The 26,417-nt window shown below is 44.0% G+C and carries 21 protein-coding genes; 12 read left to right on the top strand and 9 right to left on the bottom strand.

All coding sequences use genetic code 11. From position 1 onward, the window contains the following. The first annotated feature begins 139 nt into the window (after positions 1–139). On the top strand, positions 140–1,327 hold the full coding sequence (locus AC1DU2_RS21320; protein ID WP_477386687.1) for a glycosyltransferase WbsX family protein: 1,188 nt from the start codon (positions 140–142) through the stop codon (positions 1,325–1,327). 286 nt (positions 1,328–1,613) lie between these two features. Here the strand turns inward: AC1DU2_RS21320 and AC1DU2_RS21315 are convergent, their stop codons facing one another. Continuing rightward, positions 1,614–2,381 (bottom strand): DeoR/GlpR family DNA-binding transcription regulator, encoded by a 768-nt coding sequence (locus tag AC1DU2_RS21315; protein ID WP_477367462.1) that lies wholly within the window; start codon positions 2,379–2,381, stop codon positions 1,614–1,616. Positions 2,382–2,504: 123 nt separating this feature from the next. Here AC1DU2_RS21315 and AC1DU2_RS21310 point away from each other — a divergent pair, with 123 nt between their 5' ends. The 5 genes from AC1DU2_RS21310 to AC1DU2_RS21290 all read left to right on the top strand — a co-directional run bounded on the left by AC1DU2_RS21310 (position 2,505) and on the right by AC1DU2_RS21290 (position 10,600). Continuing rightward, positions 2,505–4,097 (top strand): glycerol-3-phosphate dehydrogenase/oxidase, encoded by a 1,593-nt coding sequence (locus AC1DU2_RS21310; RefSeq protein ID WP_477386684.1) that lies wholly within the window; start codon positions 2,505–2,507, stop codon positions 4,095–4,097. 195 nt (positions 4,098–4,292) lie between these two features. After that, positions 4,293–5,789, top strand: a complete 1,497-nt coding sequence (glpK, locus tag AC1DU2_RS21305) for a glycerol kinase GlpK (RefSeq protein WP_477386682.1) — start codon at positions 4,293–4,295, stop codon at positions 5,787–5,789. Positions 5,790–5,913: 124 nt separating this feature from the next. Continuing rightward, complete coding sequence (locus tag AC1DU2_RS21300) at positions 5,914–6,642, top strand: MIP/aquaporin family protein (protein WP_477367471.1); 729 nt, start codon at positions 5,914–5,916, stop codon at positions 6,640–6,642. A 332-nt stretch (positions 6,643–6,974) separates the two neighbouring features. Continuing rightward, complete coding sequence (locus tag AC1DU2_RS21295) at positions 6,975–7,931, top strand: GLPGLI family protein (protein ID WP_477386680.1); 957 nt, start codon at positions 6,975–6,977, stop codon at positions 7,929–7,931. Beyond that, positions 7,928–10,600 (top strand): TonB-dependent receptor, encoded by a 2,673-nt coding sequence (locus AC1DU2_RS21290; protein ID WP_477386678.1) that lies wholly within the window; start codon positions 7,928–7,930, stop codon positions 10,598–10,600. Before AC1DU2_RS21295 ends, AC1DU2_RS21290 begins: the two co-directional genes overlap by 4 nt. A gap of 475 nt (positions 10,601–11,075) precedes the next feature. On the opposite strand, the gene AC1DU2_RS21285 is transcribed toward AC1DU2_RS21290, so the two are convergent. After that, positions 11,076–11,213, bottom strand: a complete 138-nt coding sequence (locus tag AC1DU2_RS21285) for a hypothetical protein (protein ID WP_477386676.1) — start codon at positions 11,211–11,213, stop codon at positions 11,076–11,078. A gap of 180 nt (positions 11,214–11,393) precedes the next feature. On the opposite strand from AC1DU2_RS21285, the gene AC1DU2_RS21280 reads away from it, so the two are divergent. Both AC1DU2_RS21280 and AC1DU2_RS21275 read left to right on the top strand, forming a co-directional pair. Then, on the top strand, positions 11,394–12,248 hold the full coding sequence (locus AC1DU2_RS21280) for a glycine-rich domain-containing protein (RefSeq protein WP_477386674.1): 855 nt from the start codon (positions 11,394–11,396) through the stop codon (positions 12,246–12,248). 63 nt (positions 12,249–12,311) lie between these two features. Beyond that, entirely contained in the window at positions 12,312–12,692 is a 381-nt protein-coding gene (locus AC1DU2_RS21275) for a nuclear transport factor 2 family protein (protein WP_477386672.1), read from the top strand. A gap of 90 nt (positions 12,693–12,782) precedes the next feature. Here AC1DU2_RS21275 and AC1DU2_RS21270 read toward each other — a convergent pair whose 3' ends face one another. From AC1DU2_RS21270 to AC1DU2_RS21255, 4 genes are all read right to left on the bottom strand, one after another. Beyond that, positions 12,783–14,351, bottom strand: coding sequence for a hypothetical protein (locus AC1DU2_RS21270; RefSeq protein WP_477386670.1), 1,569 nt, complete (start codon positions 14,349–14,351; stop codon positions 12,783–12,785). A 3-nt stretch (positions 14,352–14,354) separates the two neighbouring features. After that, complete coding sequence (locus AC1DU2_RS21265; protein WP_477367493.1) at positions 14,355–16,199, bottom strand: glycosyltransferase; 1,845 nt, start codon at positions 16,197–16,199, stop codon at positions 14,355–14,357. 219 nt (positions 16,200–16,418) lie between these two features. Further along, complete coding sequence (locus AC1DU2_RS21260) at positions 16,419–18,500, bottom strand: cellulose biosynthesis cyclic di-GMP-binding regulatory protein BcsB (protein ID WP_477386668.1); 2,082 nt, start codon at positions 18,498–18,500, stop codon at positions 16,419–16,421. A gap of 14 nt (positions 18,501–18,514) precedes the next feature. Further along, positions 18,515–19,861: a sensor histidine kinase gene (locus AC1DU2_RS21255; RefSeq protein WP_477386666.1), complete on the bottom strand. Its 1,347-nt coding sequence runs from the start codon at positions 19,859–19,861 to the stop codon at positions 18,515–18,517. A 131-nt stretch (positions 19,862–19,992) separates the two neighbouring features. On the opposite strand from AC1DU2_RS21255, the gene AC1DU2_RS21250 reads away from it, so the two are divergent. Further along, positions 19,993–21,057 (top strand): glycoside hydrolase family 5 protein, encoded by a 1,065-nt coding sequence (locus AC1DU2_RS21250; RefSeq protein WP_477386664.1) that lies wholly within the window; start codon positions 19,993–19,995, stop codon positions 21,055–21,057. A gap of 62 nt (positions 21,058–21,119) precedes the next feature. Continuing rightward, complete coding sequence (locus tag AC1DU2_RS21245) at positions 21,120–22,100, top strand: acyl-ACP desaturase (protein WP_477358846.1); 981 nt, start codon at positions 21,120–21,122, stop codon at positions 22,098–22,100. A 166-nt stretch (positions 22,101–22,266) separates the two neighbouring features. On the opposite strand, the gene AC1DU2_RS21240 is transcribed toward AC1DU2_RS21245, so the two are convergent. Both AC1DU2_RS21240 and AC1DU2_RS21235 read right to left on the bottom strand, forming a co-directional pair. After that, complete coding sequence (locus tag AC1DU2_RS21240; protein WP_477386662.1) at positions 22,267–23,886, bottom strand: mechanosensitive ion channel family protein; 1,620 nt, start codon at positions 23,884–23,886, stop codon at positions 22,267–22,269. Positions 23,887–23,932: 46 nt separating this feature from the next. Then, positions 23,933–24,259, bottom strand: a complete 327-nt coding sequence (locus AC1DU2_RS21235) for a hypothetical protein (protein WP_477358853.1) — start codon at positions 24,257–24,259, stop codon at positions 23,933–23,935. A 186-nt stretch (positions 24,260–24,445) separates the two neighbouring features. Here AC1DU2_RS21235 and AC1DU2_RS21230 point away from each other — a divergent pair, with 186 nt between their 5' ends. Both AC1DU2_RS21230 and AC1DU2_RS21225 read left to right on the top strand, forming a co-directional pair. Next, positions 24,446–25,465, top strand: a complete 1,020-nt coding sequence (locus tag AC1DU2_RS21230; RefSeq protein WP_477386660.1) for an aldo/keto reductase — start codon at positions 24,446–24,448, stop codon at positions 25,463–25,465. A gap of 71 nt (positions 25,466–25,536) precedes the next feature. Next, complete coding sequence (locus AC1DU2_RS21225; RefSeq protein WP_477386658.1) at positions 25,537–26,130, top strand: hypothetical protein; 594 nt, start codon at positions 25,537–25,539, stop codon at positions 26,128–26,130. 5 nt (positions 26,131–26,135) lie between these two features. Here AC1DU2_RS21225 and AC1DU2_RS21220 read toward each other — a convergent pair whose 3' ends face one another. Further along, positions 26,136–26,411, bottom strand: a complete 276-nt coding sequence (locus AC1DU2_RS21220; RefSeq protein WP_477386656.1) for a hypothetical protein — start codon at positions 26,409–26,411, stop codon at positions 26,136–26,138. Positions 26,412–26,417: the final 6 nt, after the last annotated feature.

Below are 26,417 nucleotides of genomic sequence, written 5' to 3'. Positions count from 1 at the left end.
GTGCTAACCCCGGTTTAAAAAAGACAGTACAGGATAGCGCGTCGAAATCAATAAGCTACTTTTAAAATAACCGTTTATTTTAACCATTACCTGCCTGGCGGCGGCGTAATATGATCGCATTTAATTTATTTACCTGGTGATGAACAAATTCAAACTGTTGTTTTGCTTAATGCTTGTGCTGGCATGCTTTGTTGTTTTTAGTGCAAATGGCCAAAGCCCTGCTAAACATTATGATGTGGCGGCATTTTACTGGCCTGCGTACCACCCCGATGCCAGGTTTAAGGATATTGGCGTTTTCCCGGATGGGAAAGGGGAGTGGGAGGCTATTTACAAGGCAAAGCCCAAGTTTGCAGGTCATGAAGTACCCAAGGTGCCGCTTTGGGGTTATGAAGACGAAAGCGACCCGGCGGTGATGGGTAAAAAAATAGCTACGGCTACAAAGTATGGCGTTAACGTGATGATATTTGATTGGTATTGGTACGATAAAAAACCTTTTTTGGAAGATGCCCTGAACAAGGGTTTCCTGAAGGCTAAAAATACCAACGATATGAAGTTTTACCTGATGTGGGCCAACCATGATCATAACTCGTATTTAGATCCATCGAACCCGGATAAAAGCAAGGTGTATTTTTATGGCGGGGTGGATAGGAAAACTTTTGAGGGGATGATAGCGCATATCATTAACGATTACTTTAAAAAGCCCAACTATTATAAAATAAACGGCCAGCCGGTGTTCAGCATTTACGAGCTATCAACCTTTATTAAAGGCATAGGCGGGTCTGAAAAGGCAAAGGAGGCTATAGATTATTTCCGTAAAAAAACGATAGAAGCCGGGTTCCCCGGTCTGCATTTGCAGGCTACGCTTTGGGGCAACATCCCGGCAACGTTAAACGATGTGCCCGGCGATAAGGTACAAACACAAAACTCGACCCTGGAGTATTTTGGATTTAACAGCATGACCAACTATCAATGGTGCCATTTTGTAGCGCCAAGCGGCGATTATATTCCCTGGGGCCAAAAAGCCATAGCCAAATGGGCCGAATGGGATACTACCTTTAAAATTCCGTACTGCCCGCATGTTTCTATTGGCTGGGACAGCAACCCGCGTTTCCCCGTACAAAAGCAAGACCTGGTTGTAAACAACAAACCCGAATATTTTGAGATATACCTGCAAAAAGCAAAAGACTACATAGACGCCCACCCTAACCAGCCGCCACTGATTACCATAAACGCCTGGAACGAATGGGCCGAGGGCAGCTACCTTGAACCGGATAAAAAACACGGCTACGGTTACCTGGAGGCAGTGAGAAATGTGTTTTTAAAATGAGTGGCTACGCATCTTTTGGATCTATCTCATCAATTAATAAAGCAAGTTGTCATTTCGAACGAATCAGCGGTGGATTTGAGCGTTGGGGTGAGGAGAAATCTTTAACGCCTTGCAATTCGACATGCTTTTGGGGTGCAAGGCGTTAAAGATTTCTCCTCGTACCTCGTTCGAAATGACATTTTCTTTTGTTTTAAAGATTTGTACATACGGTAGTTCCCGCTGGGAGGGAATTAAAAGAAAATCGATCTCCCGAACAAAAAATCTTGATACTTACTACTTGATACTCCTAACCCACCACCGTAACGGCTATCCCCTTTTCCTGCAATACTTTCAGCATGGCGGGGCTGATGCCGCTATCGGTAATAATGTGCTGAACCTGGTCGAGGGGGCAGATTTTGCCTAAGCCGCGTTTGCCAAATTTGGTGCTGTCGGCCAATACCACTACGGTTTGGGCGGCGGCTATCATTTTTTGGTTCAGGCGGGCTTCCATTAAATTGGTGGTGGTAAGGCCAATTTCGGGGTCGATGCCGTCGACACCTAAAAAAAGCATGCTGCATGCCATATCCTGCAGCATCACTTCGGCATATGATCCGGTTACCGATGATGACGAGCTGCGCAACTGGCCGCCTAACTGGATTACTTCTATATTGGGGTGATGCGATAGCTCGATAGCCACGTTGAGGGCCGATGTGATCACCGTTAAATGTTTCCCCGCATTAACCGATCGCGCCAGGGCCAGCATAGTAGTGCCCGATGCAATAATGATAGAATCGTTATGACCAATAAGCGCAGCAGCGGCTATGCCTATCTGCTGCTTTTCGGCAGCGTTCAGCTTTTCCTTTTCGGCAACGGGCCTGTCGTTGGTGTAGGGGTTGCTTTTGGTAGCCCCGCCGTGGGTACGGAATAGCAGCTTTTTGTCCTCCAAAAGTTTCAGATCCTTTCGGATGGTCACTTCCGAAACATTTAGCTGTTTGCCCAGTTCCTGTACGTTTACAAAGCCGCCGTCTTCCAGTTGCCGGAGTATGATTTTATGCCTGTCGGTATTTTTATTCATAACAAACAAAAATAAGTAAAAAACTGGGATGGGATAAATTGAAACAAAAAATAAGTTTCGATTTGTTATTTTATGTTTCGATATTGTATATTTGAATCGTAATCGAAATGCAACAGAATTAAAATGAGTATTTTCAAAAGAGATTCCATTTTGCAATCCATCCATAACCAGGATAAAATTTGGGATATCATTATTATTGGGGGCGGCGCTACCGGCCTGGGCGCCGCGGTTGATGCAGCCTCGAGGGGATTGTCAACCCTGCTATTGGAGCAGGCCGACTTTGCCAAAGGCACATCAAGCCGGGCCACCAAGCTGGTGCACGGCGGCGTGCGTTACCTGGCGCAGGGCGATATTGGCCTGGTGCGCGAGGCACTGCACGAGCGGGGTTTACTGTTAAAAAACGCCCCGCACCTGGTAAAAAATGAAAGTTTTATTATTCCTAATTACAGTTGGTTTGACGGTGTGTTTTATACCATCGGCTTAACCATATATGATTTGCTGGCCGGCAAGCTGGGCTTTGGCAGGGCAAAACACATCTCCAAAAAAGAAACCATCAGCAGGCTGCCCGGAATTGAGGAGAAAGGCCTGCATGGCGGCGTGGTATACCACGACGGGCAGTTTGATGATTCGCGGCTGGCCATAAACCTGGCGCAAACCGCTTTGGAGCAGGGCGCAACCGTGTTGAATTATTTTAAAGTTACCGGCCTGATTAAAAATGGCAACCAAAAAATAGCCGGCGTTAAAGCCTCCGATGCAGAAACCGGGCTTAGTTACCAGCTAAAGGCCAAAACCGTGATTAACGCTACCGGGGTTTTTGTAGATGATGTGCTTAAAATGGATGTGCCCGATAAAAAGCCACTGGTAAGGCCAAGCCAGGGCGTTCACCTGGTTTTCGACAGGCAGTTTATGCCCGGTGAAGACGCCATCATGATCCCCAAAACCGAGGATGGCCGGGTATTATTTGTAGTGCCCTGGCATAACAAGCTTTTGGTAGGCACCACGGATACACCTATTGATGAACATAGCCTGGAGCCTGTGGCCCTTGAGGCCGAAATTGATTTTATTTTGCGTACCGCCGCTAAATATCTGAAAAAGGTACCCGCGCGTGCGGATGTATTGAGCGTTTTTGCCGGACTAAGGCCATTGGCCGCCCCGCAGGATGATTCATCTAAAACAAAAGAGATTTCGCGCAGCCATAAATTGATTGTTTCTAAATCAAACCTGATCACCATAACCGGTGGCAAGTGGACCACCTATCGTAAAATGGGCGAGGATACCATTAATAAAGCGATAGAGGTGGGCAAATTACCAAACAAGGTTTGCCACACCGCAGGCCTATCCATCCACGGCAGCCGGCCGAACCCGGATAGAAGTAACCACCTATATGTTTACGGCGATGATATTGAAAAGGTATTGGCCTTAACTGATGAGGATGACGGCTGGAAAAACCGGGTACACCCGGATGATGAGTATACCAAAGGCGAGGTGATTTGGTCGGTACGGTACGAGATGGCGCGTACTGTTGAGGATATACTGGCCCGCCGTACCCGCGTATTGTTTTTAGATGCCCGCCTGGCGATGGCCATGGGGGCAGAAGTTGCCCGGCTGATGGCAGAGGAATTAAATAAAGATACCGAATGGCAAACAGAACAGGTAAAAGCCTTTAATAAGGTAGCCGGAAACTATATATTAGCAGGAGAAAGAATCAAGAGTTAAGAGTCAAGAATCAAGACAGGAAACAAGTCGGGTGGATAGGTATTAATTTAATTGATACCCGGAATATCCTTAATTGAACAGCTTTTTTCTTGGTTCTTGACTCCATTTTAACCAATTATTATAAACCAATAAACGAACAGTTTTTTCTCTTGATTCTTGACTCTTAATTCTTGACTCTAATTTAAAACCTAAGTAATGGAAGAATACATTTTGGCCCTTGACCAGGGGACAACCAGTTCGAGGGCGATCATATTTGATCATGCGGGGCAAATTATAGCGCTGTCGCAAAAAGAATTCAAACAATATTTTCCAAAACCAGGCTGGGTTGAGCACGACCCGAACGAGATCTGGTCGACCCAGGCGGGTGTGGCCGCCGAGGCCACCGTTAAGGCCGGGCTTAATGGCAAAAATATTAAAGCCATAGGTATTACCAATCAGCGTGAAACCACCATTGTATGGAACCGCGAAACCGGCGAAGCTGTTTACAACGCCATAGTTTGGCAGGACAGGCGCACCGCCGCCTATTGCGATAAACTAAAACAGGATGGCCACAGCAATATGATCCGCTCTAAAACCGGGCTGGTGATAGATGCCTATTTTTCGGGCTCCAAAATAAAATGGATCCTGGATAATGTGGATGGCGCCCGCGCACTGGCCGACGCAGGTAAACTGGCATTTGGCACGGTTGACAGCTGGCTGGTATGGAAATTTACACGCGGCCAGGTACATGTTACCGATGTAACCAATGCCAGCCGCACCATGTTATTCAATATCCGTACCCAGCAATGGGATGATGAGTTGCTGCAGCTGATGGATATCCCTAAAAGCATGTTGCCCGAGGTAAAACAATCAAGCGAGGTTTACGGCGAAACAGCTACAACGATATTTGCCAGCAAAATACCTATTGCAGGCATAGCCGGCGATCAGCATGCCGCCTTGTTTGGGCAAATGTGCATTGATAAGGCCATGGTTAAAAATACGTATGGTACAGGTTGTTTTATGCTGATGAACATTGGCAATCAGCTTATCGAATCAAAAAATAACCTGCTTACCACCATAGCCTGGAAAATTAACGGCCAGGTACAATACGCCTTTGAAGGCAGCATATTTATTGGCGGCGCCGTAGTGCAATGGCTGCGCGATGGCCTGGGTATCATCAAAACATCGGCCGATGTGGAGCAGTTGGCAACCAGTGTTAAAGATACCGGCGGCGTATATTTTGTACCCGCTTTTGCAGGCCTGGGCGCCCCTTACTGGGATCCCGAGGCGCGGGGTACTATTGTTGGCCTCACACGCGGAACCACCGCCGGCCACCTGGCACGAGCGGCCCTGGCATCCATAGCCTACCAAACTATGGATGTTTTAAAAGCAATGGAGGCCGATGCTGGTATGCCCATTAAAGAACTACGGGTAGATGGCGGCGCAACCGCTAACGATTTGCTGATGCAATACCAGGCCGATGTGTTGAATTGTAAAGTGATAAGGCCAAACGTGGTAGAAACTACCGCTTTAGGCGCGGCCTACCTTGCCGGCCTGGCAGTAGGCTTTTGGAAAGATGTGGCCGAAATACAACAGCTTTGGCAATCTGAAAAGGAATTTATCCCCGCCGGTAACCCAGAGGATATTAAAGCGGATATTGAAGGCTGGGAACGGGCCATTCATGCGGCCAAGTGCTGGGCCGATAAAGACTAAAAGCGAAAGGCAGAAAGCATAACGCCTGGAAGCAGAGGGAGTATTTATCAATACGGTAGGCTGATGCGTCTGGATTTATTATTATAACCTGTTACAATTATTCAAACCTATAAATTTTATTACCATGTCTCCATTTATTGCCGAATTCATTGGCACCATGTTACTCATACTTTTAGGCGATGGCGTTGTGGCCAACGTAGTATTAAAAGATACCAAGGGAAATAATAGCGGTTGGATAGTAATTACCACGGCCTGGGGCCTGGCGGTATTTGTGGGGGTTGTTGTTGCCGGGCCTTATAGCGGTGCTCACCTTAATCCTGCGGTTACCATAGCGCTGGCTATAGCGGGCAAATTTGCCTGGGCACAGGTGCCATTGTATATAGCAGCTCAATTTTTAGGTGCTATGGTTGGCTCGTTCCTGGTGTGGGTGATGTATTATGATCATTTTAAACGAACTAATGATCCGGCCTCGATATTGGCGGTGTTTTGTACCGGCCCGGCGGTGCGCAATTACATCTCAAACATTGCCAGCGAAATTATTGGTGCCTTTGTGCTGCTGTTCACCATATTTTACATTTCGGGCGGCCAGATTGTGCCCACCAAAGTACCTATAGGCCTTGGCTCGGTCGGCGCTATACCCGTGGCGTTATTGGTGTGGGTAATAGGTTTATCGCTGGGTGGTACAACCGGCTATGCCATTAACCCCTGCCGCGACCTGGGCCCCCGCATAATGCACATGATACTTCCCATCAAAAACAAAGGCACCAGCGACTGGCCCTACGCCTGGATCCCTGTTTTAGGGCCAATTGCGGGCGCGTCAATTGCCGCGGGGCTGTATTTATTGATTAAATAGATAGTTTTGAGCGTGTAAAATATATGTCACCCTTTCAGGGCTGTCTCGTCAATATATTTTTAACCGATGGGCGACGCCCATCGCAGACGGATGTCGCCCTTTCATGGCTAATGAGGCTGTCTTTGCATGATGGCCCTATGATATGATACTCATACGCCAATGAGCAACACAAAGTCGAAAGCTATCCAGCGAGCCACCAATGAACTAATGAACCAATGAACGACCTCTAAATTGTTAAATTTTGTTAATTCTACGAAAACTTCGTAGTTTAACTATTCTGTTAGTTATATTTGATCTGTTATAATAAAAACAGGTATAACCTTATAACCATCATGAAAAAAACGATACTCTTTTTAGCCTGCCTGCTTGGCCTTGCTGGTGGGGCACTGGCGCAAAAGCCCGATACTGCCAGGGCTGTTGTGCATTACAAGTTTTCGCACCTGCGCGATACTACGCACCGGGATAAGCCATATACCGAAAATATGGTGCTGTTTGTGGGCGCAACTTCCAGCGCTTATAAAAGTTACGACCGCAAGTTGCAGGAGGCCCTGATGAAAAAACAAGTAGCCGACCAGATGGCCGAGCAAAAGGGTAATGGCGGTCGAGTGAATATTAAAGTAACCGGCGGCGCGCCTACCACCCGGAACGAGTTTTACCAGTTTCCGCTGCAACATAAACTGGTACGTAAAGAGCGGCTGATAACCCCGTATATGATTGAAGAGCCCATGCCCGTGATTGACTGGAAGATAAGCGCCGATACGGCCAGCTTTTCGGGTTTGCATTGCCAAAAAGCTACGGGACATTTCAAGGGCAGGGATTATACGGCCTGGTTTTGTCCGGATTTGCCTTTTCATGCCGGGCCGTGGAAACTGAACGGTTTGCCGGGCTTAATTGTGGAAGCCTATGATACCAATAAAGAGGTAGTATTTAAGTTTGACGGGCTCGACGAGGTAACCAACTCGCCAAAGCCCGCCGCAGAAGCCCCGGTTCCGGGAGGCGCAACAATTAAGCTGATTGGCATGGACGATGCCAACGACGATCCTAATGTAATAGCCCTGCCAACCGACGCGGTTAAAACCACCGAAAAGGAATTTAAGAACCTGGAAGCCGCCATGCGGAAAGATCCGAATGCTTTTGCACAGTCGGCCATGGCAGGCTCTGGCGGCGGTATGCGGGCCGGCGGGCCGGGTGAAGGCCCGGGCGGTGGTGGCGGCCCGCAGATGCGGATTCAGATAAATGGTACAGGACCGGTAATTAATAACCCTTTAGAGCTTCCCGAGAAAAAATGAGCCGCCCGCATAAAAGCGCCGGGGTGTTCATATTTTGGATGCTCATGGGCATGGTATGCCTTGGCCAAAGCATCAAAGGCAAAGTTACCGATAGCCTGGGCAAGCCAATAAGCTACGCCGGCATCAACCTTAAAAACGGTGCAGGCCTTATTATTGCCTATACCACCAGTGATGCCGGGGGACTGTACAGCCTTGGGATTCCGGTAAATGCCGATAAAAATGGCCTTACTTTAGAGGCCAGTTGCATAGGCTTTAAAAAGGCGGGGCTGCCGGTAAGCAGCTTTACACCCCCCTACAACTTTAAACTGGCAGGCGCGGTGCATCAGCTGCAGGGGGTTACCATAAAAAATAACCGGCCGCGGCTGCGGGTTAGCGGCGATACTACCAGCTATAAGGTGTCGGATTTTAGCAGCCCGCAGGATAGGGTTATTGGTGATGTAATTAAAAAGCTGCCGGGCATTGATGTGGCCAAGGATGGCAAAATAAGCTACAACGGCAAGGCTATATCCAACCTGTACATAGGCGGCGATAACCTGCTTGATGATAAATATAATATTGCTACGGGCACCATACCCCATGGGGTGGTTGACCAGGTGCAGGTGATGGAAAACCATCAGCCCGTAAAAATGCTGCGCGATAAGGTGGTAAGCGAGGATGTGGCCCTTAACCTCACCATAAAAAAAGATGCCAAACTACAGCTGATAGGGCAGGAAACCATAGGTGCGGGCTTGCCCAAAAAGTACGATGAAGACCTTAATGCCATGATGTTTAAGGATAAATACAAGGCTATTAATTACCTGAGAGGTAACAATACGGGCTATGATGTGGCCGGCGATCTGGTGTCGCACAATTCGGCCGAGCACATGCAACGCCTGGATAATGATCAGCCCGGTACGGTATTGTCCTTAGGCACTGCCGGCGACCCGGATTTGCCGCGCAACAGGTATTTATTTAACCAATCGGGTATAGTTAACCTTAATAACCTGGTTCACCTGAAAAAAGATGTACAGCTTCGGGCCAATATATCATACCTGCGCGATAGTCAGCACCAGGATTACAGCCGCCTGAGCGAGGTTTACCTGCCCGGCGATACTATCCGTTATACCGAAAAGCAAAATAATAAATGGCGGCCCGATTTAATCCATACCCAGTTTACCCTCAACGTTAATCAAAACAAATATTACCTGAACGATAACCTGGTAACCGATTATAACCACAATACCTCGTACTCAAACCTGGTGAGTAATGGCGTACCCGTAAACCAAACGTTTAAAGATAATTTGTTCAATTTTTCTAACGAGCTTAATTGGATGAAAACCTTCCATTCCGATAAAATTATGGAGGTGTATAGTTACATTAACCGCACATCGGAGCCCGAGAGCCGGGTTATCGAACCTAATCTTAACCCGGATATTTTTAACAACGGTGTTAATTATTCGCTGCTTACCCAAACGGTAAATATCCCTACCTGGTTCAGCAACAATTACCTGGCTTACAAAATACCGGGTCAGCATATAACACAAAGCTATAAGGCAGGGTTCAGCAGCCAGTCGCAAACTTTAAATTCGGCGCTATCAACTACCCAACAAAACAACGCGGTTAACCCGGTTGGCGATAGCACCCGCAACAGCTTAAACTGGAGCCGTAACAAGGCATACGCCGAAGCAGATTTTGACATACCCGGCAAAATTCTGAAGATAGAGGCCAGCCTGCCCCTCAGCTGGCAGCAAACCCATTACAGCGATGACTACTACCAGTTAAGTAATAGTCTTAACCGCTTGTACTTTAACCCGCGGCTTTATGTAAAATACCAAAGCGGCATCGAAAACTATTTTACCCTGAACTACGGTTTGCGCAACAACATTGGCAGTATCCAGGATGTGTACCGTGGCTATATCCTCACCAATTACCGCACGCTGTATGCCAACAGCGCCGACCTTACCGAGCGCCAGAGCCAAAACGCGGGCCTGGGCTTTAACTACCGCAAAGCCATTACACTGTTCTTTTTTAGCCTGAATGTTAATTACAGCCATATTTATGCTAACAATATCGCATCCAGCACATTAACCAATAACCTGCAGCAACGGGTTATACTGCCCTATGATAACAAAACAGACGCCTGGGCGGTTAGCGGCTACATCAGCAAGTATAATTTTGATTTGCAAACCACTTTCAGCGCCGGGGCTTCCTGGCAAACCGCCCGGCTAAACCAGCTGCAAAACGGGCTTATCCTGCCCTTCAATACAGTAGCCGAAACGCTGAACGTGGGTGCCGAAAGCAAACTGAGCAGTACAGTTAATTTAAGCTATAAGGCCAATTACAGCCAAACCACCAGCAAATCAACAGCGGTTGCAGGCAGCAGCAAATTTCAGCGGCTTATCCAAACCGCCGCCATTGAATATAACCCGCTTAATACCCTGCAATTCAACCTTGCTGCCGATCATTATTACACCCACCAGCAGCAAGCCAATGATCTTAAATACTTTTTTGCCGATGCAACTATGCGCTACAAATTCAGCAAACCCAAAATAGATGTACAGCTAACGGCCCAAAACCTGTTCAACGTAAAAAACTATACTTCGCTATACTTGTCGGCCAACGTGTTTACGTCAAGCACGTACAGCATTCCGGGCAGAATGTTGCTGGCTAAGGTGATGTTTAATTTGTGATGGGGGCATGCCCGTTTAAGAATAAGGTTACAATAATATTGAACACCGAATGTCCAATATCGAATAATGAACGAGAAAGTTCGGTGTTCGATATTCAAAATTCATTGTTCGAAATTACTGATACCGCCGTTTAATTGAGATGTTCGTATTATGGCGTGTCCCTCCCGCTGGTAGAAGCGGGGGGCCCGGGCTTTCCATTTATACGCCTGCAAGGCATTAGGCGCGGCCTGGCTGCTGCCCACTGCCGGGCCGGTATTCATTGCAATCCTTCACGCTATGYGGGTACATTACCAAAAAACTGTATTAATCTACTTTATTGGGATTAGTGTATTTTAACGTATTAACTTTTAGGAAGTCACGATTATTCACCGGCAATGATCCATTGAGATACTTGATTATTGCAGAGGTATCAATCAGATAGGTCTTTGCCATTCATCCCGGATATTATGGAGTTGCTCGTCAATTTCTTCATTACTCATTTTAGTTTGAATTTTTTTTGTAATGAGGAAAGTGTTGAAGGCCTTTTTATTACTTTAATGATATTAAGCTTCTCAAGGTCTTCCAAAATTTTATAAGCCTTTTGATTAGTCAGTTCTATAATAACTGTTTCCATATCGCATCTTTTTATGAATACATTATTGTTGGCTTGTCGAGAATGCCAATAATAATCTCATTCAAACAAATTAATGATTTTATCTGATCTAATGCATTTTTATAAAATGTAACGAACTGTTTCCGCTCTTTTTCTTCTGCCGGCGTTTAAGTACATTTAAGCCAGATAACCTGCACTATCATGATACCCGAACAAGAGTTACTCTGGCAAAATATTCAACACTATAGTATAGATAAACCCGGGGTCGGTTTCAAATTTTCGGACAGGCTGGCCCGCGAAAATGGCTGGCCGCGCAACTATGCCTTGCGCGTGATTGAAGAATATAAAAAGTTTATTTTCCTGTGTTGTATCACTCCTGGTGGGGTAACCCCGTCTGATCCGGTAGACCAGGCCTGGCACCTGCATTTAACCTTCACCCAATCATACTGGAACGATTTATGCCGCGATACCCTGGGCCAGCAAATACATCATAACCCAACCAAAGGCGGCCAGGCCGAGGCCATTAAATTCGATGGTTATTACACCCATACACACCAGCTGTATACCCAAACCTTCGCCACTATGCCTCCGGCAGATATCTGGCACAACAACAAAACGCGTTTTACAGATATCAATTTCAGGCGCGTAAATGTGGGTAGGTACTGGCTGCTGCCCAAGCCCCGCAATATCAGCCAGGTTGTTATTTTGCTGATGCTGATTGTTGCCGCAGGCTTGTTTATACAGGCCTCGGAAACCAGCATTGCGTTGGCTATTATGATAGGGGTTATTGGGCTGGTGGTTGTGGCGGTTTACAAGGGCGGCCACGATTATAGCGATGAAGATCGTAAAAACAACAATGATGGAAACAGTGGTTGCGGCGGCGACACGGATAGCGGCCACCATGGCGACCATTCCGGTCACGGCGGTTCACATGATCACGGCGGTTCACATGATCACGGTGGTTCACATGGCTGCGGTGGGCACAGCGGTTGCGGCAGTGGCTGCTCAGGCTGCTCATCCTCGGGTTGTAGCGGCTGCGGCGGTGGCGGCGACTAATAAAGCGCGCTTTGCATATTATCACCCCACAACATCTATATTAGCCGCACCAATAAATCACCAATGGAAAACACCACAAAAACTGCTGTTGAACAAGTAGTAAAAAAACAACTGGATGCCTATAATGCAAAGGATATTGATTTGTTTATGACCTGTTGGGCCGATGACGCCCTGTATTATGAATTCCCGGATACACTGCTGGCCAGCGGAGCCGCTGCCATTCGCGAAAGGCACCTGGTTAGGTTCCTGGAGCCCGATTTGTTTGGTAAGCTGCTCACCCGCACGGTGCTCAACAATAAAGTTGTCGACTTTGAGTTGGTATCCCGTACTTTTCCTGATGGGCCGGGCCATATCGACGCTCTTTGTATTTACGAGGTGGCCGGCGATAAAATTAGTAAAGCCTGGTTTGTAATGGGCACGCCAATGCTGGATACTGTGGTGTAATGTTGATTATTACCTTTAAACATAAAAGACCTGCTTTTTGTGGAGCAGGTCTTGGTTAATATAAGTCAGTCAATAGTTAATAGTTCAATTTTATCGGATGGAGATGATTTTGTACAGTACCCAGTTGTCCGTTTCGTGAACGCGGCGGTAGTTAATGCCGCTGTTTGCAATACGAATGGCCGGGATATACTTATTGTTAAGCTGTGTGTAGCCGGTAAACGGATTTTTGGCCGTTGCAATCAGGATGTAATCATCATACCGGTAGGGCGTTTCAATGGCGCTTAAAAACAGGTCCTGGTAGGGAAGGGTTAACCTCCTGATATCATTTGTTAAGGCTGCAACCGGGTATGCTATGGCATCGTCCATAAGCACATGTGAGTTTTTGGGCAAGGTATTAATATAACCTGCCATGTCCATAATTTCCACCTGGTCCATATTATGTTCGCCGCTCATAAGTGTGGTTATAAATGCTTTTTCATCATGGATGAAAGACCCCTTTAAAAACGAGTAACCGGTGTAAAACGAGACAAGCGCCGCAACCAAAACAATTATTTTAAAAGCCTTTTGATTTTGAACCACCAGGGCCTTAAATATAAGGCAAAGCAACGATAGTATGAGGAAAATGAGGTAGTACTCATAAGTAATATATAGCTTGTCGTATTTGATGTGCAAAAACTCGATAAACGCGAAAGGAGTTAAAATAGTTAAAGCCTGGTAAGTACTTTCGCGGAAGAGGTATATAGCTATCAAAATAAGCGGGCAAAAATAGATAACCCTTACAGATACCAGTACCGAAAGTTCGGGCAACTGGTAGTTGGTTGCGGCTGTTGTAATATCGTAGTTTAATTTATCAACCAACACATTCCAGGTGGCATAGGGGCTTTCGATAAAGTAGTTAAGATCGTTGGAATGGGTGAGGTTGAGCAGCTTGTAAGAAATGATAGAGGCAATGGGCAAAATAAACAGGATGATATAAATTGCGAATGTTTTGCTTATGAGCTTACGGCGCAGTGATGGGCTGTTAAAACTTAAAAACAGCCGGAAAATGGATTCCTTTTCGCCAAGGTTTAAGCTTTGTAAAGTAATGGCCAATACCAGCGGTATAAAGAAGAGGCAGAGCCATACAAACTTATAATCGCAAAAAATAAGTATCACCAGCGAAATACTGGCTAATGATACGTGGAAAGTTGTATTTGAGCGATAAAACTTTAGCAGGTTAAAAAAGAACAGGAAAAAGCTGATAAGCACCAGGTAAATAGCCTTGCCCGATGCTGCCACATAAATGATACCCGGGTGTAAAAAAAACAGGGCAACAAATATGTAAAAGTAAAAATCGTCGTGCTGGATACGTGTTTTTAATGTAGAGGCAAGGATGTAAAATAAAACGGCTGTACCCAGAGCCGACGCTATTACGGGTGCCAGGAAAGTACTTACAGAACTAAAAATTATGGAACAATAAAAGGGTAATAATGGCGATGTAAGCCCCATTACTTTAATACGGTTGCCAAGGCCCTCAAAAATGATCTTGGTTTTTTCGATATAAAATATGCTCTCCTGGTTATAATAGCCCAAATGGTTCATGTAAATGCCCACTGCCAGGTAATAAACAGCAAGTATTGCGGTTATTATAAACAGGTATTGACTTTTAGAGATCCTCATTTTTTATTTAACAACATTTGTAGGATTTTTAACTTTGCTTAAACCATGGTTGGTTTTTTCCCAATAAAACGGATTGGTTATCAGCTGGTATAAGCCCATATATGCTGCTGCCGAGTGCATTAACCAATAAACCGGGTTGGCAAGGGCAAACAATATCAGTTCAAAATAACGGCGTTTAAATACGGCCATCATGTTTACATATATCATCAGGATGTTGCCTACCATCAAATTAAATATAGCCATAAATAAAACCCAATCAGGAAACAGGGTGCGGATTGTTGAAAAATCGAAAACCAGGTAACAGATAAATATGGCTAACAACAGCGGGTAAACCAAAAACGTGGCCGATGTAGCGCCGATAAAAAAATTGAAGCCTAAAAAACCTTTAAAGCCAATCTTCCTGATTAATTCAACAGGGTTACGCATGTGTACCAGGTAGGTTTGCATATAGCCCTTTATCCATCTTGAGCGCTGCCTGATCCAGTTAATGGGTTCGTTGTTAGCTTCTTCGTAGGTGGTTGAATTGATGATGGCTATTTTATAACCTTTGGCATAAGCACGCACACCAAGGTCGGCATCTTCGGTTACGTTAAAGGGATCCCAGGCGCCAAGCTCAATAAGGGCATCCATTTTAAAGTGGTTGCTGGTGCCGCCCAAGGGGATTGGAATGTCGAGGGTATCTAAGCCGGGCAACATATAATCAAACCAGTATGAGTACTCCAGGGTAAACATACGGGTAAGGAAGTTTTCATTGCGGTTAAAATAGTTAAGTGCGCTTTGAATACAAATGTAATGATCGGGCAGTTTGGCAAATAAGGTAACTACTTTTTTAAGCTGATCGGTATCGGGGATATCCTCGGCATCGTAAATGGTTAGGAATTTACCCCTTGAAAAATGGAGGCCATAATTACAAGCTTTGGGCTTGGTTTTAGGCATGTGAAAGGGCACCACAATTACCTCGAAAACAGCAGGGAAATCAAGGTTTTGAACGGCTTTTAATGTTTTATCATCATCTTCTTCAATCAGTAACTTTATATCCAGCATCTCGCGCGGATAGTCAAGGCTTTGCAGGTTCCAGATCAGTTTTTTAATGAGTTTGTCTTCTTTATATACCGGCAGCAGCACGGTGTACATGGGCAGTTCGGCATCAACTACATCGCGCACTTCATCCTTGGTTACGGCCTGGTGCAACTCAAACCGCGACCCCACCAGGGCCAGGAACAGTTTAAAGGTAATAGCCACCAGGAAAAACATGCTGATAACTACGTTGATGGCAATTGATGTGTTCTTAAAATTTAAAACCATCCCTGCAGCTATAAGGCCCAGCAGTATAAATATGAATGCCAGTTGAGGGGTGGTGAAAGTAGTAGAAGCCGAACTTTTAGGGTCTCGCCTCATTAATTCATAAACGGATGCTTTAACATACTTTTCGCCCAGCAACTTGTGGCTAAACCACGTTATATCCAAATCATAGGCAACAATGATGTCGGGCTCCATATCATAAGTAAACCTGATGAAATCGACAAAAAGCTGATCGGATGGATCGGCCATAAGCGTAACCACCCGGTTGTTTTCTATACGCAGAGGGAGCGCGAGGTGGTCATTAGCAAATTTGAGTTCAACTTTTTTCAATACTTCGGTATCAAAAACTTCCTCTCGAATTTGTGCAAAATGATAACCGGCGTTACTTAATGAGCGTTCATAGTTTTTGCGGGAAATGTAACCAAAGTTAAGCGCTATTTTAACGTAGGCCATACCCGATCTTTCTGCAAAACTTTTGATTTTTACCTGATCGCCTGGTGTTATAAACCCGTCATTAACCAAAAGTTCAGGAATTGAAATACTCATTATATATATGTAAGTTACTTTATTAGTATCAAGTAGTAAGTATCAAGTATCAAGTATCAAGTATCAAGTATCAAGTAGGTGGTACCGGTTTAAAATCTTGATAGTTTAAGATCGGTTAAACCTGGTAGTTAGTACTTAGTATCAAGTAGCTGGTACTGAAAGCCGCATTTGCAGCTATCTTGCTACTTGATACTTACTACTTGATACTAAATCAAAAGGTTAATCATTAAACAAATCCTGTGATCTTTGAACTCTTGAACGAACGTACAGGAACGATAGCAATATTAATATAAGTATCCCCAGCAAAATGTACAGGTTATAGCTGTCCCAGAAACGGGTTAACCCGCTTTTGGTATCAATATACTCCAGGTTTTCGCTCGATTTATTGATGTTGAACAAGTATTTGTTGGAGTTTACATCTGATATACATACGTTGCTTGATAGGGTAGAGAGCTGCTCCGTGATTGATTTTGACGCAGCCAGGAACGCATCGCCAATGTGGGTTCCAGTTGCGGTGAGTACCAGGGTGGCGTTGTTGCTGCGGCCGTAAAATATTTGCGCAAGCCCGTTTGATACAGTATCATTTAAGGAGTATACCGTTGTGTTATCATCGGTTTTATATAGCCTGAAATCCCTGTCGAACTTAATTGGGGCATCAGGAAACTCGCCCATTAATTTGTCGTTTTTTGATAACAGGGCGATGATATTATATTTTTTCAGATCGCCGGTTGGAATTTCGTCTGAATAAACAAACTCCGGGAAATTATTGGCGTTAATATTGTTGTTTAATTCATAAATAATCTCGCCTAAAGCCCCTGCTGCATATTTTGCATAATCTTTGGTTACCACTATACGTGTTGTGCCAGTGTTAAAGGCCTCGGGATATTGGTAAAAACTCAGGTCGCTGGTTACAAACGGGTTTTTTGATTCCAGGTATGATTTGTCAACATCAACCTCGGCAAAAAAGTTGGTAAAGCTATCCTTGCAATGGCCGCTGGTTGGGTAAAACCTGAATTCGGCCTCCAGGGTATTGTATTTATGATGCTGATAACGGTTAATGGTAATAGCTGTATTTAATTTACCGGTACCGTCAAGTTTTTCGCTGTTGATAAGCAAGCCATTAAGGTATATGTTAAAAAACCCACGGTCGCCTACGCTTAAAGCACTATAGTTGGCCACAAAACGAATCTCCACTTCTTTTGGAGTAAAACTAAAATCGCTGTTTTTAAACGAGTATGCGCTTTTTAACGATCCGATACCTGATAAAAAATCGGCTACACCGCCAATTTGTTTTAATGAAAGTTTTGAACGGTTTTCGTCGATAGTTTTAGAAAATGTATTTTGTGCTTTTTCAATCAACAGGTAGTCACCATAGGTCGAATTTAAAATATTCATGTTACCCAATGCGGTAATGGCTTTCTCGTAACCCTTATCATCACCGCCGGTAACAAATAATATCTCTTTTGGCTGCAATTCCTGTGTTGCTGTTTTTACCGCGGTAAGTACACCTTTAATATCAACCAAACGGGTATTGGTATCAGTAACCATACTCATTGATTTATGCAGGTAAAATAAACCCTGGCCGTTTTGCGGGGTTACTTTTAACAACCCGCGCGAATCGGCGTTTAACGAGCCAACGGTACCAACTTTAATATAATTTCTGAGGGTATCAGGCACATGGGCTTCGTCATAAACCATGATATCCCTGGTTTGTGTCTTTTTTAACCTGGAGTAAGCCCATGCCACCGCTTTAAGATCGGGAAGGGTAGGGTTTGTAGGGTAAACGATAGCCTTTTTTGAATCGAAGCAATTGCTAATGTTTACGTTATCAAAAAAACCTTTGGTGTTACGTAGCAGGGATAAGTACGAGTAATTTTTAACTTTTAACCACATGCCGGGGTTGTCCAGGTCGCGGCACTCATCATCAGTGATGGTTAGCAGGGTTTTAACTTGTATTTTAAGGAATTTATCGTTGGATAAATCGGCCCTGGTTAAGGTAAGCGTTACTTTTTGGATAGAATCTTTAGTCATGCGGCCACTATAGGCCGGCTTGTTATTTATAACGACGTTTATATAGGAGTGTTCTTTGAGCAAGGCTTGTGATGGCTCAAAAAACAACACCACTTTACTGCCATTCATTTCGGTTAGTGGCGTTATTTTAAAATAAAATGAATTGGCACCACTCATGCCATATATCATATCGTCATCATGGCCCAGTGTTTTAAAAGTTACAAGGTGTTGTGCTTTTGACGCTGTACTAATAAGAAATACAAAGGCTAAGAGGGAAAGAAATTTATTCATCGGGTTGTAAATAATTAATTTATAACGTAAAACTCTACTCGGAAATAATTACCATTTTCATTACTACGGTATGTTAGGTCGCCGCCCATTTCCTGGGTCATTAACTTGGCTATTGAAAGGCCAAGTCCAAGGCGGCTTTCGGTAACTCCCGATGTATCATTTAATGTTTTTAGTTTATTGAACATCATATCCAGTTCGCTTTGCCCTATAGCAATACCTTCGTCAATAATTTCAAACACAAAGCGCTGGCGCTGCAAACTGGTTACAATTTTTATGGTATTATTGGTTTGCGAAAATTTGATGGCATTTGATAACAGGTTTTGAAAAACCTGCCCGGCAAATACCTTATCAAGTTTTACGTTAAGCGGTAGTTTTAATATGTTATCAACCAAATGGATATTTTTCAGCTGGGCGGTTTCATACAAACCTTTAAAAATATGCATTACTTCAACGTTGATATCAAAAATCTCCAGGTTGAATTTAATCTCGGGCGATTCGATCTCTTTAACATCCATCAGCTTATTAAGCATATACTGCATTTTATCGGCCGATTCGGCTATATAGCCTACAAACTCTTTCTGATCGTTGCTTAAGCGGTAATCTTCCTCTTTGATCATGTTGTTGCTCATGGTGATAGAGCCAATGAGGTTTTTTAAATCGTGCCCGGCTATATTGATAAAGCTGTTTTTTTGTTCATCAAGTCTACGCAACTGCTCATACTGTAAATCAATAAGGTTGTTTTTCTCGTTGATAGATGTATTTTGCTCCTTTAGCTGTTCGTTTGATTTCTCGATCAGTATCTGCGAACGCACATCACGTTGCATTATCTTGAAGCGGGTGTTGGGCACTATACATGATATGGCCGATATGATAAAAAACAGCTGTCCGCCGCCGTTTATCACGATATCAAGGTTGTACTCATGCTGCATGTTAAAAAATACGGCAAGAAACAAAATGGCCAGCATAAACTGGATAATTGAATTGATGGGTTCCCAAAAAACCTGCAGGTTAAAAAACAGTACCAGGGTAGCAAAAAGCGAATAATATATATTTAAATTAGATACGCTTACAATATTACAAAGCAACGCCGATGTTACCGATAGCAGCAACATGCTAACATGTAACAATATCCGGTAATTGTATTTTTTGTATTGCACGTAACTGTGTAAGGCATAAATTATAAGGCAGGTAATTATCCTTACAATAAAAAATTGTATCCAAACATCGGGCGCATATATAAAATCGACTATACTAAAAAGCGGGTAAAGGAATATAATCATCCAAACAATGTTGTTAGTTTGGAACCACGCTTTTTTTGAGGTCTCTTTGATTAACTCTTCTTTTGTAATTTGAACAAACATTATTCGCTATCTTGAAAATATAAATTAAAATGAAGGCTTGAACTAATTAATTGGTGATGAATATAATATGCTTGCGAAACAAAAATATATGTTTTAAGCTGCTTTTAAACTTTTTGTTAATATTATTATGCATGACAACAAGCTGCCCAGTTGCAAAAAGCAGTCCAAAATATATGCAGGTGCGGGCACTCGCCTTCAGGCGGGCTGCAAGCCTTAACAATGGTATCAGTTTTTCATGGCTCGAGCAAACATGGAACAAAAATCCGCTAAGCCAGGGCGCTATAAAAGATGCTGATTTTGCGTTGCTGAAAAGGCTTGGTTTTAGGAGCATACGGCTCCCAATAGCTTTTACATACTTTGAAACGGCACACATACCAACCGGAGAAATATTGGGATACATTGATAAAGTGGTTAAGCAATGCCATAGGTACGGATTTAAATTGGTATTGGATTACCATTATGGCAATTTAAATGATACAAACAGCACTGCCGAAACCCTGAAAATTATCAATTTATGGGCGAAACTTGCTAAAAGGTATGCGAATGTGAATGCTGATGAATTGTTTTTTGAATTATATAACGAGCCACCCCACATGAACCCCAATGTGTGGAAAGATGTAGCCTATAATGTTGTAACAGCATTGCGTAAAGTTGATAAAAAACGCACGTTTGTTATTGGCGCCAGCAATTATAACAGCATATATGAATTAAGCCGTTTTGTAAGGCTTGCCGATGAAAATATTATATACACATTTCACTTTTACGAACCTTTCTTTTTTACCCACCAGGGGGCCAGCTGGGTAGGCAACCAGGTTGCCACAACCGGGGTATCATTTCCTTATAGTGCGGAAAATTTTCCAGTACTTGATCCCAGGGCCAAAGGTACCCCCGGCGAAAGTAACCACGAAATGTACCGGCGCGATGGTAACGAACAGTCGGTAAATTATAAGCTGCAAATTGTGAAAGCCTGGGGCGATAAATATGACGTGCCAATAATATGCGGCGAATATGGCGTGTATAATAAATACGCAGATTTAGGCAGCCGGTGCAGGTATATTAAAGCCGTGAGGTCGGCACTAAAAAAACTGGGTATTCCAGGGATGCTTTGGGACTATAATGGTTCCTTTTCGATATTCACGGGCAAACCTTCGACGGATAATTTGCCTGCGTGTATGAAAGACGCAATAGCTTATTAAGCCTTAAAATGATATAACTTTATTGTGGTTTAAATGTTACCTTTGAACACTAATAATTTGTTATGGAATTTTTTGTAGAAAAACGCAGGGAAGTAATGAGCCACATTGAAAAATTCATGCTCGAAAAGATGTATGATTTTTTAAAACCTGTTGATACGATATGGCAGCCCTCTGATTTTTTACCCGATTCTTCAAGAGATACCTTCTTTAACGAAATTAAAGAACTACAGGAAAGCGCACAGGGGCTGAGTTACGATCTTATTGCTGTATTAGTAGGCGATACCATTACCGAAGAAGCGTTGCCAACCTACGAATCATGGCTTACTATGGTTGATGGTGTTTCGAAAAACGAAGATGGCGGCTGGATGAAATGGACACGCCACTGGACTGCCGAAGAAAACCGCCACGGCGATTTGCTTAACAAGTACCTTTATTTATCGGGCCGGGTTAATATGCGCATGATGGAGGTATCTACCCAATACCTTATTGCCGATGGTTTTGATATAGGCACAGGTACCGATCCGTACCGCAACTTTATATATACCTCTTTCCAGGAGCTGGCAACCAACGTATCGCACAGGCGCGTGGCATCGCAGGCTAAAAAAGACGGCGATACTTTATTGTCAAAAATGTGTGGTGTAATTGCAGGCGACGAGGCCCGCCACGCCAAAGCCTACAAATACTTTATCGAAAAAATATTTGAGGTTGACCCTAACGAAGCCATGATAGCCTTTGAGGATATGATGCGTAAAAAAATTGTAATGCCGGCCCACTTCCTGCGCGAAGTAGGTTTAAAAATAGGCCAGACTTTTGGTCACTTTACCGATGCCGCCCAGCGTTTAGGTATTTATACCGCTATTGATTATGTTGACATATTAAAAGAGCTGATTGAAGACTGGCACATTGAAAGTGTTACCGACCTTAACGAAAGCGGCGAAAAAGCCCGTGATTATATCATGAACCTGCCAACCCGTTTACTACGCGTTGCCGACAGGATGAAAAACCCCATGCTGGAGTACAAGTTTAGCTGGATAAACGGATAAGGTTTTAAACCCATAAGATTTTTGTAGAGACGCATTACATGCGTCTTTTTTTTGTTTAGGGATATATGGTCTTCCCAATAGTATCCGGACGTCCCGATAGGGCAAAAGGGCGGAAGACCCGCGGTGAAACGAAAGCGAAATGAAACTTGTTTTGCATTAAATGTGTCTACTCCACCTTAAACCCCGGTTTAACATACCCTTCGGCCACATAGCCATCCGGAATCTGGATATGGTTGCCATCCCTTAACGATGTATAATGCGGCGACATGATCTCCACACCGGCTTCGTTAAACTTATCCTGTATGTTTTGATGCAACCGCGAATAAACGCCGGCCATTTGGTTTGATAAAGCGGTATAAGCGTTAAGCTGGTAACTCACATTAAAATCGTTGAGTGCGGTTTGCAGTACAAAAGATTTTTTATCGGCCAGGATACCATCCGTAGCTTCGGCAGCAGCTATTAAAAGGCTGTGCACTGTTTGCCAGGGAACATCGTAACCAATGGTAACCGTAGTGTTCAATATCAGGCCCATAGTATTGGCTACGGTAGTATAGTTGGTGGTATGCCCGCTTAATATGGTGGCGTTTGGTATTGTAATGTCTTCGTTTTTGATGGTGCGCAGGCGGGTAACCAACAGGTTTTTTTCTACCACATCGCCCATAACCTCACCCACTTTTATGCGGTCGCCAATTTTGTAGGGGCGCATATAGGTAAGCACAATGCCCGCTACCATGTTGGATATGGCCGACGATGACCCTAACGAAAACAATATCCCCAGGAAGACAGTAACCCCTTGAAAAATCTTTGAATCGGAGCCTGGCAAATAAGGGAAAATCACCACAAACATAAACGCGAAAAGCAACACCCTGATAATGTTATAAGTTGGCATGGCCCATTCGGCATAAAAACCTTTAATAGTAAAATTGCCCAGGGCTATTTCGTTGGCTATAAATTTTACCAGCTTAACAATATAACGGGTTACCAGGTAAATAACCGCAATGGTAAGCAGGTTGGGGATATAATGTACAATAGCCAGCAATATGCTTTTAAATGGCGTAACCACATAGCCCAGCAACTGTACCGAAATGGGTTTTGAGGATGGAAAAATATAAAACAATACAGGTAGTGCAAGGTACACCAGCAAAATAATAACAACGATACGTGCTATGCGCAGCAAGCCGGTAACAACGGGCAGCAGCCGGTGCGCGTAAACCACTGGCGCTCCCTGTGATGCCAGTTTATCCATCCGGGTTTCCCAGGCCTTTAATAGTTTTAGCTTTAACCAGCGCGAGGCTTTAAACAGTGCCCATATAAGCGCTATTAACAGCACAATAACGGCTGTGGCTTCTAAAATATTAACTACCACCTGTTTGGTGCCATTATTGGTAAAGTAGTTGCCCAGTTTTTGTTTAAGGATGAGTAAATAGCTGGCGGCAAGTTGCGGGCGGTTAAGTTCGGTAAAAGTAGCATCCTGGTTATTTATGGCCATCACAATTTGCGAGCTGTAATAAATAACCGATAATGTACTGTCGTTTTTTAACGTAAGCGAATCGGGGTTAAAATCCATCCGCGCTACGAGGGCCTCAATCCGTTTGGTAACTACGGCGGCGCGTTCCTGCACGTTAAACAGGCCCTGCCCGGTATACAATTTAAGCAGGGTATCGCGGTTAATGACAACCGGCTCGCCCCGCAAAGGGTCCGGCGCTTTGGCTTTAACAGGCGCTTGCGCGTTCAGGTTGACCGATGCTAATAAAAAACAGATCAACAGGTACCATATATTACGCATAGGTAGTTTTTCTGTTAAAGCTAAAAATTATATTTCAAATTTTCGCTTAGCCTTCCTGCACAAGGTCGGTGCCGTACTTACCCGCCACATCGGCAAACAGGTCGTTCAGGATAGATTCTACCGTCAGGGAGTTTACATCGTCAACATAGTGTTCATTACGGGTAATATGTAGTTCCTGCCCAACTATCTCAAGTTTGAACAAAACACCATCGTACAAATCATGCTGGCTTATCTCAATAACATCGTTATGCCCGCTGATGGCAAAGTTAACATCAACCTGCCTGCGTTCGTGAAAAAGCGCGTTAAGCTTATGCTGCAATATGTTAAATAACTCGTGGATATGTATCGGGGTATGGAGTGTTATAATTTTCATGGTAATACATTTGTATTGTTTAATATTACAAAGCACCTTTGTTATTGTTTGAGCCCCACCCAAACCCTCCCCCAAAAGGGAAGGCTTTAAATTTTCTTACTTAGGTGTATGGGGGCTAACTGATAAAATCGATAAACTAAAAAATAAAAGTCTCCCCCTTCAGGGGGAGATTTAGAGGGGGCTCCTATGAACTACAAATTACTCGGCCGATCGGGCCTTAAAGTTTCTGAACTGTGCCTGGGCACTATGGGTTTTGGCACCGAAGGCGGCTGGGGTGCCGATGCGGCAACTAGTTTTGCCATTATGGATGCCTACGCCAACGCAGGCGGTAATTTTTTTGATACCGCCAATGTTTACAAGCTGGGGACCAGCGAAAAGATCATAGGCGATTATATGAGCAATCACGACCGTGATTATTTTGTGCTGGCAACAAAGTACACGCTAAAAGATAACGTAACCAACCCCAATGCATCCGGCAACAGCCGTAAAAACATGATGCGCAGTGTAGAAGAAAGCCTGAAGCGCCTGAAAACTGATTTTATTGATGTTTTGTACCTGCACATATGGGACAATATTACCCCCATTGATGAGGTACTGCGCGCTATAGACGACCTGATAAAACAAGGTAAAATTACCTATGCCGCTATAAGCGATACGCCCGCCTGGGTGGTAGCCAAAGGCAATACCCTTGCCGAACTGATGGGCTGGAGCCAGTTTATAGCCTTACAGGTTGAGTACAGCCTGCTGGCCCGCACTGCCGAGCGCGAGCTGATACCCATGGCCAAACACTTTGGGATGACGGTTACACCCTGGGCACCGCTTGCCGGAGGCGCACTTACCGGTAAATATTTAAAAGGCGATAAAGGCCGCATAAAACCCGAAAGTAACCGGCTGAATGCCCGCGCCGAAAAGATTACAAAAGTAGTGATGGAAGTTGCCGCCGAATTGGGTGTATCAGAAAGCCACGTTGCCCTAAACTGGACCCGCCAGCAATATTTTTCGTGCATCCCCATTGTGGGTGCTACCAAGGTAGACCAGCTGCTTGATAATTTAAAAACAGTTGATGTTACCTTGAGCGCCAACCAGATGAAACGGCTGAGCGATGCCAGCGCAATTGAATTAGGTTTCCCCGGCGATTTTTTTAACGAAGAGGCAGTTAAAAATAACAGCTTTGGTGGGTTTTATGACAGGGTGGAGAAAAGGTAAATAAATTTTAATAATAGTTTTTTGAGCTATATATTTAGGCAAAGCTTTATCACATACGCTTTGCCTTTTTTATGAAAAAACCTATCCTTTTATTACTGCTGCTATTTGCTGTTTTTAAAAATGTTAAAGCCCAGGAACCGGTATCTTCAGAACAAATTCAGAAGCTGATAGGTTATTTAAATGATGAAAACTGGAAAGATGCCGCCGATTTATCTGAAACCTATTTGAAAGCTATTCCTGATGATAAAATTGATTGGGATGCTGCGGCCATCGTTAGATATATGTACCTCACTTCCGAGTCGGGATTGATGAATTCAGGGGGAATTACCCAACAAGAGGCCCTGAAGAAAGTAAGCCGTTTTGCCGGGCATACGATTATTTTTCCCTGGCGGTCAGTAACTGTTGCTTTCGGTATGAATAAAATAATGCCTCATAATGATAAAGCTGACACCTTAATGGTTACCGCCACCAATAGGAAGGCCACGTCGATATTTGCCTTTGAATATATAGTACCGGTGCCGGGAATATCGTTGGATGATTTAAAAAGCTTTGCAGGTAAATCCTGTAGGGTTAACGGTACATTAAAGTCGGTAAGTGTTGAAGGACATATATTGCCGAGATATAGGTTATTGATTGATAAAGCAAGTTTGAAATTTGGCGAATAAACCCTTTATTGAAGGGGTTGGCCATCATTGGTATGCGTCTCGTGATGTGCGTGGTGGTCATGGCGCGTATCCTTGTGATTATCCTGCTGAAGATTTTGTTGCTTTGTACGTTTGCGGTTAAGATAACGTCTTAAGCGACTGAAAGCCAGTTGTGCTTTTCTAATAAACCGCGAATCCCAGTGATCGAATTTTCCCATTAAGGCCATAGTGCCAAATATGATGAAGCCACCTATAACCACGATAACAAAAATGTGCAGGCCGTTAATAAAAAACTCTCTCATGATCAT

This window comes from Mucilaginibacter sp. P4_C11, assembly GCF_056402115.1.
The sequence above is the reverse complement of the archived record's forward strand: the minus strand, read 5'-3'. Positions and strand labels throughout refer to the sequence as shown.

Coding starts and splice junctions, on each gene's coding strand:
- AC1DU2_RS21320 (WP_477386687.1), top strand. CDS start 140: ATGAACAAATTCAAACTGTTGTTTTGCTTAATGCTTGTGCTGGCATGC.
- AC1DU2_RS21315 (WP_477367462.1), bottom strand. CDS start 2,381: ATGAATAAAAATACCGACAGGCATAAAATCATACTCCGGCAACTGGAA.
- AC1DU2_RS21310 (WP_477386684.1), top strand. CDS start 2,505: ATGAGTATTTTCAAAAGAGATTCCATTTTGCAATCCATCCATAACCAG.
- glpK (WP_477386682.1), top strand. CDS start 4,293: ATGGAAGAATACATTTTGGCCCTTGACCAGGGGACAACCAGTTCGAGG.
- AC1DU2_RS21300 (WP_477367471.1), top strand. CDS start 5,914: ATGTCTCCATTTATTGCCGAATTCATTGGCACCATGTTACTCATACTT.
- AC1DU2_RS21295 (WP_477386680.1), top strand. CDS start 6,975: ATGAAAAAAACGATACTCTTTTTAGCCTGCCTGCTTGGCCTTGCTGGT.
- AC1DU2_RS21290 (WP_477386678.1), top strand. CDS start 7,928: ATGAGCCGCCCGCATAAAAGCGCCGGGGTGTTCATATTTTGGATGCTC.
- AC1DU2_RS21285 (WP_477386676.1), bottom strand. CDS start 11,213: ATGGAAACAGTTATTATAGAACTGACTAATCAAAAGGCTTATAAAATT.
- AC1DU2_RS21280 (WP_477386674.1), top strand. CDS start 11,394: ATGATACCCGAACAAGAGTTACTCTGGCAAAATATTCAACACTATAGT.
- AC1DU2_RS21275 (WP_477386672.1), top strand. CDS start 12,312: ATGGAAAACACCACAAAAACTGCTGTTGAACAAGTAGTAAAAAAACAA.
- AC1DU2_RS21270 (WP_477386670.1), bottom strand. CDS start 14,351: ATGAGGATCTCTAAAAGTCAATACCTGTTTATAATAACCGCAATACTT.
- AC1DU2_RS21265 (WP_477367493.1), bottom strand. CDS start 16,199: ATGAGTATTTCAATTCCTGAACTTTTGGTTAATGACGGGTTTATAACA.
- AC1DU2_RS21260 (WP_477386668.1), bottom strand. CDS start 18,500: ATGAATAAATTTCTTTCCCTCTTAGCCTTTGTATTTCTTATTAGTACA.
- AC1DU2_RS21255 (WP_477386666.1), bottom strand. CDS start 19,861: ATGTTTGTTCAAATTACAAAAGAAGAGTTAATCAAAGAGACCTCAAAA.
- AC1DU2_RS21250 (WP_477386664.1), top strand. CDS start 19,993: ATGACAACAAGCTGCCCAGTTGCAAAAAGCAGTCCAAAATATATGCAG.
- AC1DU2_RS21245 (WP_477358846.1), top strand. CDS start 21,120: ATGGAATTTTTTGTAGAAAAACGCAGGGAAGTAATGAGCCACATTGAA.
- AC1DU2_RS21240 (WP_477386662.1), bottom strand. CDS start 23,886: ATGCGTAATATATGGTACCTGTTGATCTGTTTTTTATTAGCATCGGTC.
- AC1DU2_RS21235 (WP_477358853.1), bottom strand. CDS start 24,259: ATGAAAATTATAACACTCCATACCCCGATACATATCCACGAGTTATTT.
- AC1DU2_RS21230 (WP_477386660.1), top strand. CDS start 24,446: ATGAACTACAAATTACTCGGCCGATCGGGCCTTAAAGTTTCTGAACTG.
- AC1DU2_RS21225 (WP_477386658.1), top strand. CDS start 25,537: ATGAAAAAACCTATCCTTTTATTACTGCTGCTATTTGCTGTTTTTAAA.
- AC1DU2_RS21220 (WP_477386656.1), bottom strand. CDS start 26,411: ATGAGAGAGTTTTTTATTAACGGCCTGCACATTTTTGTTATCGTGGTT.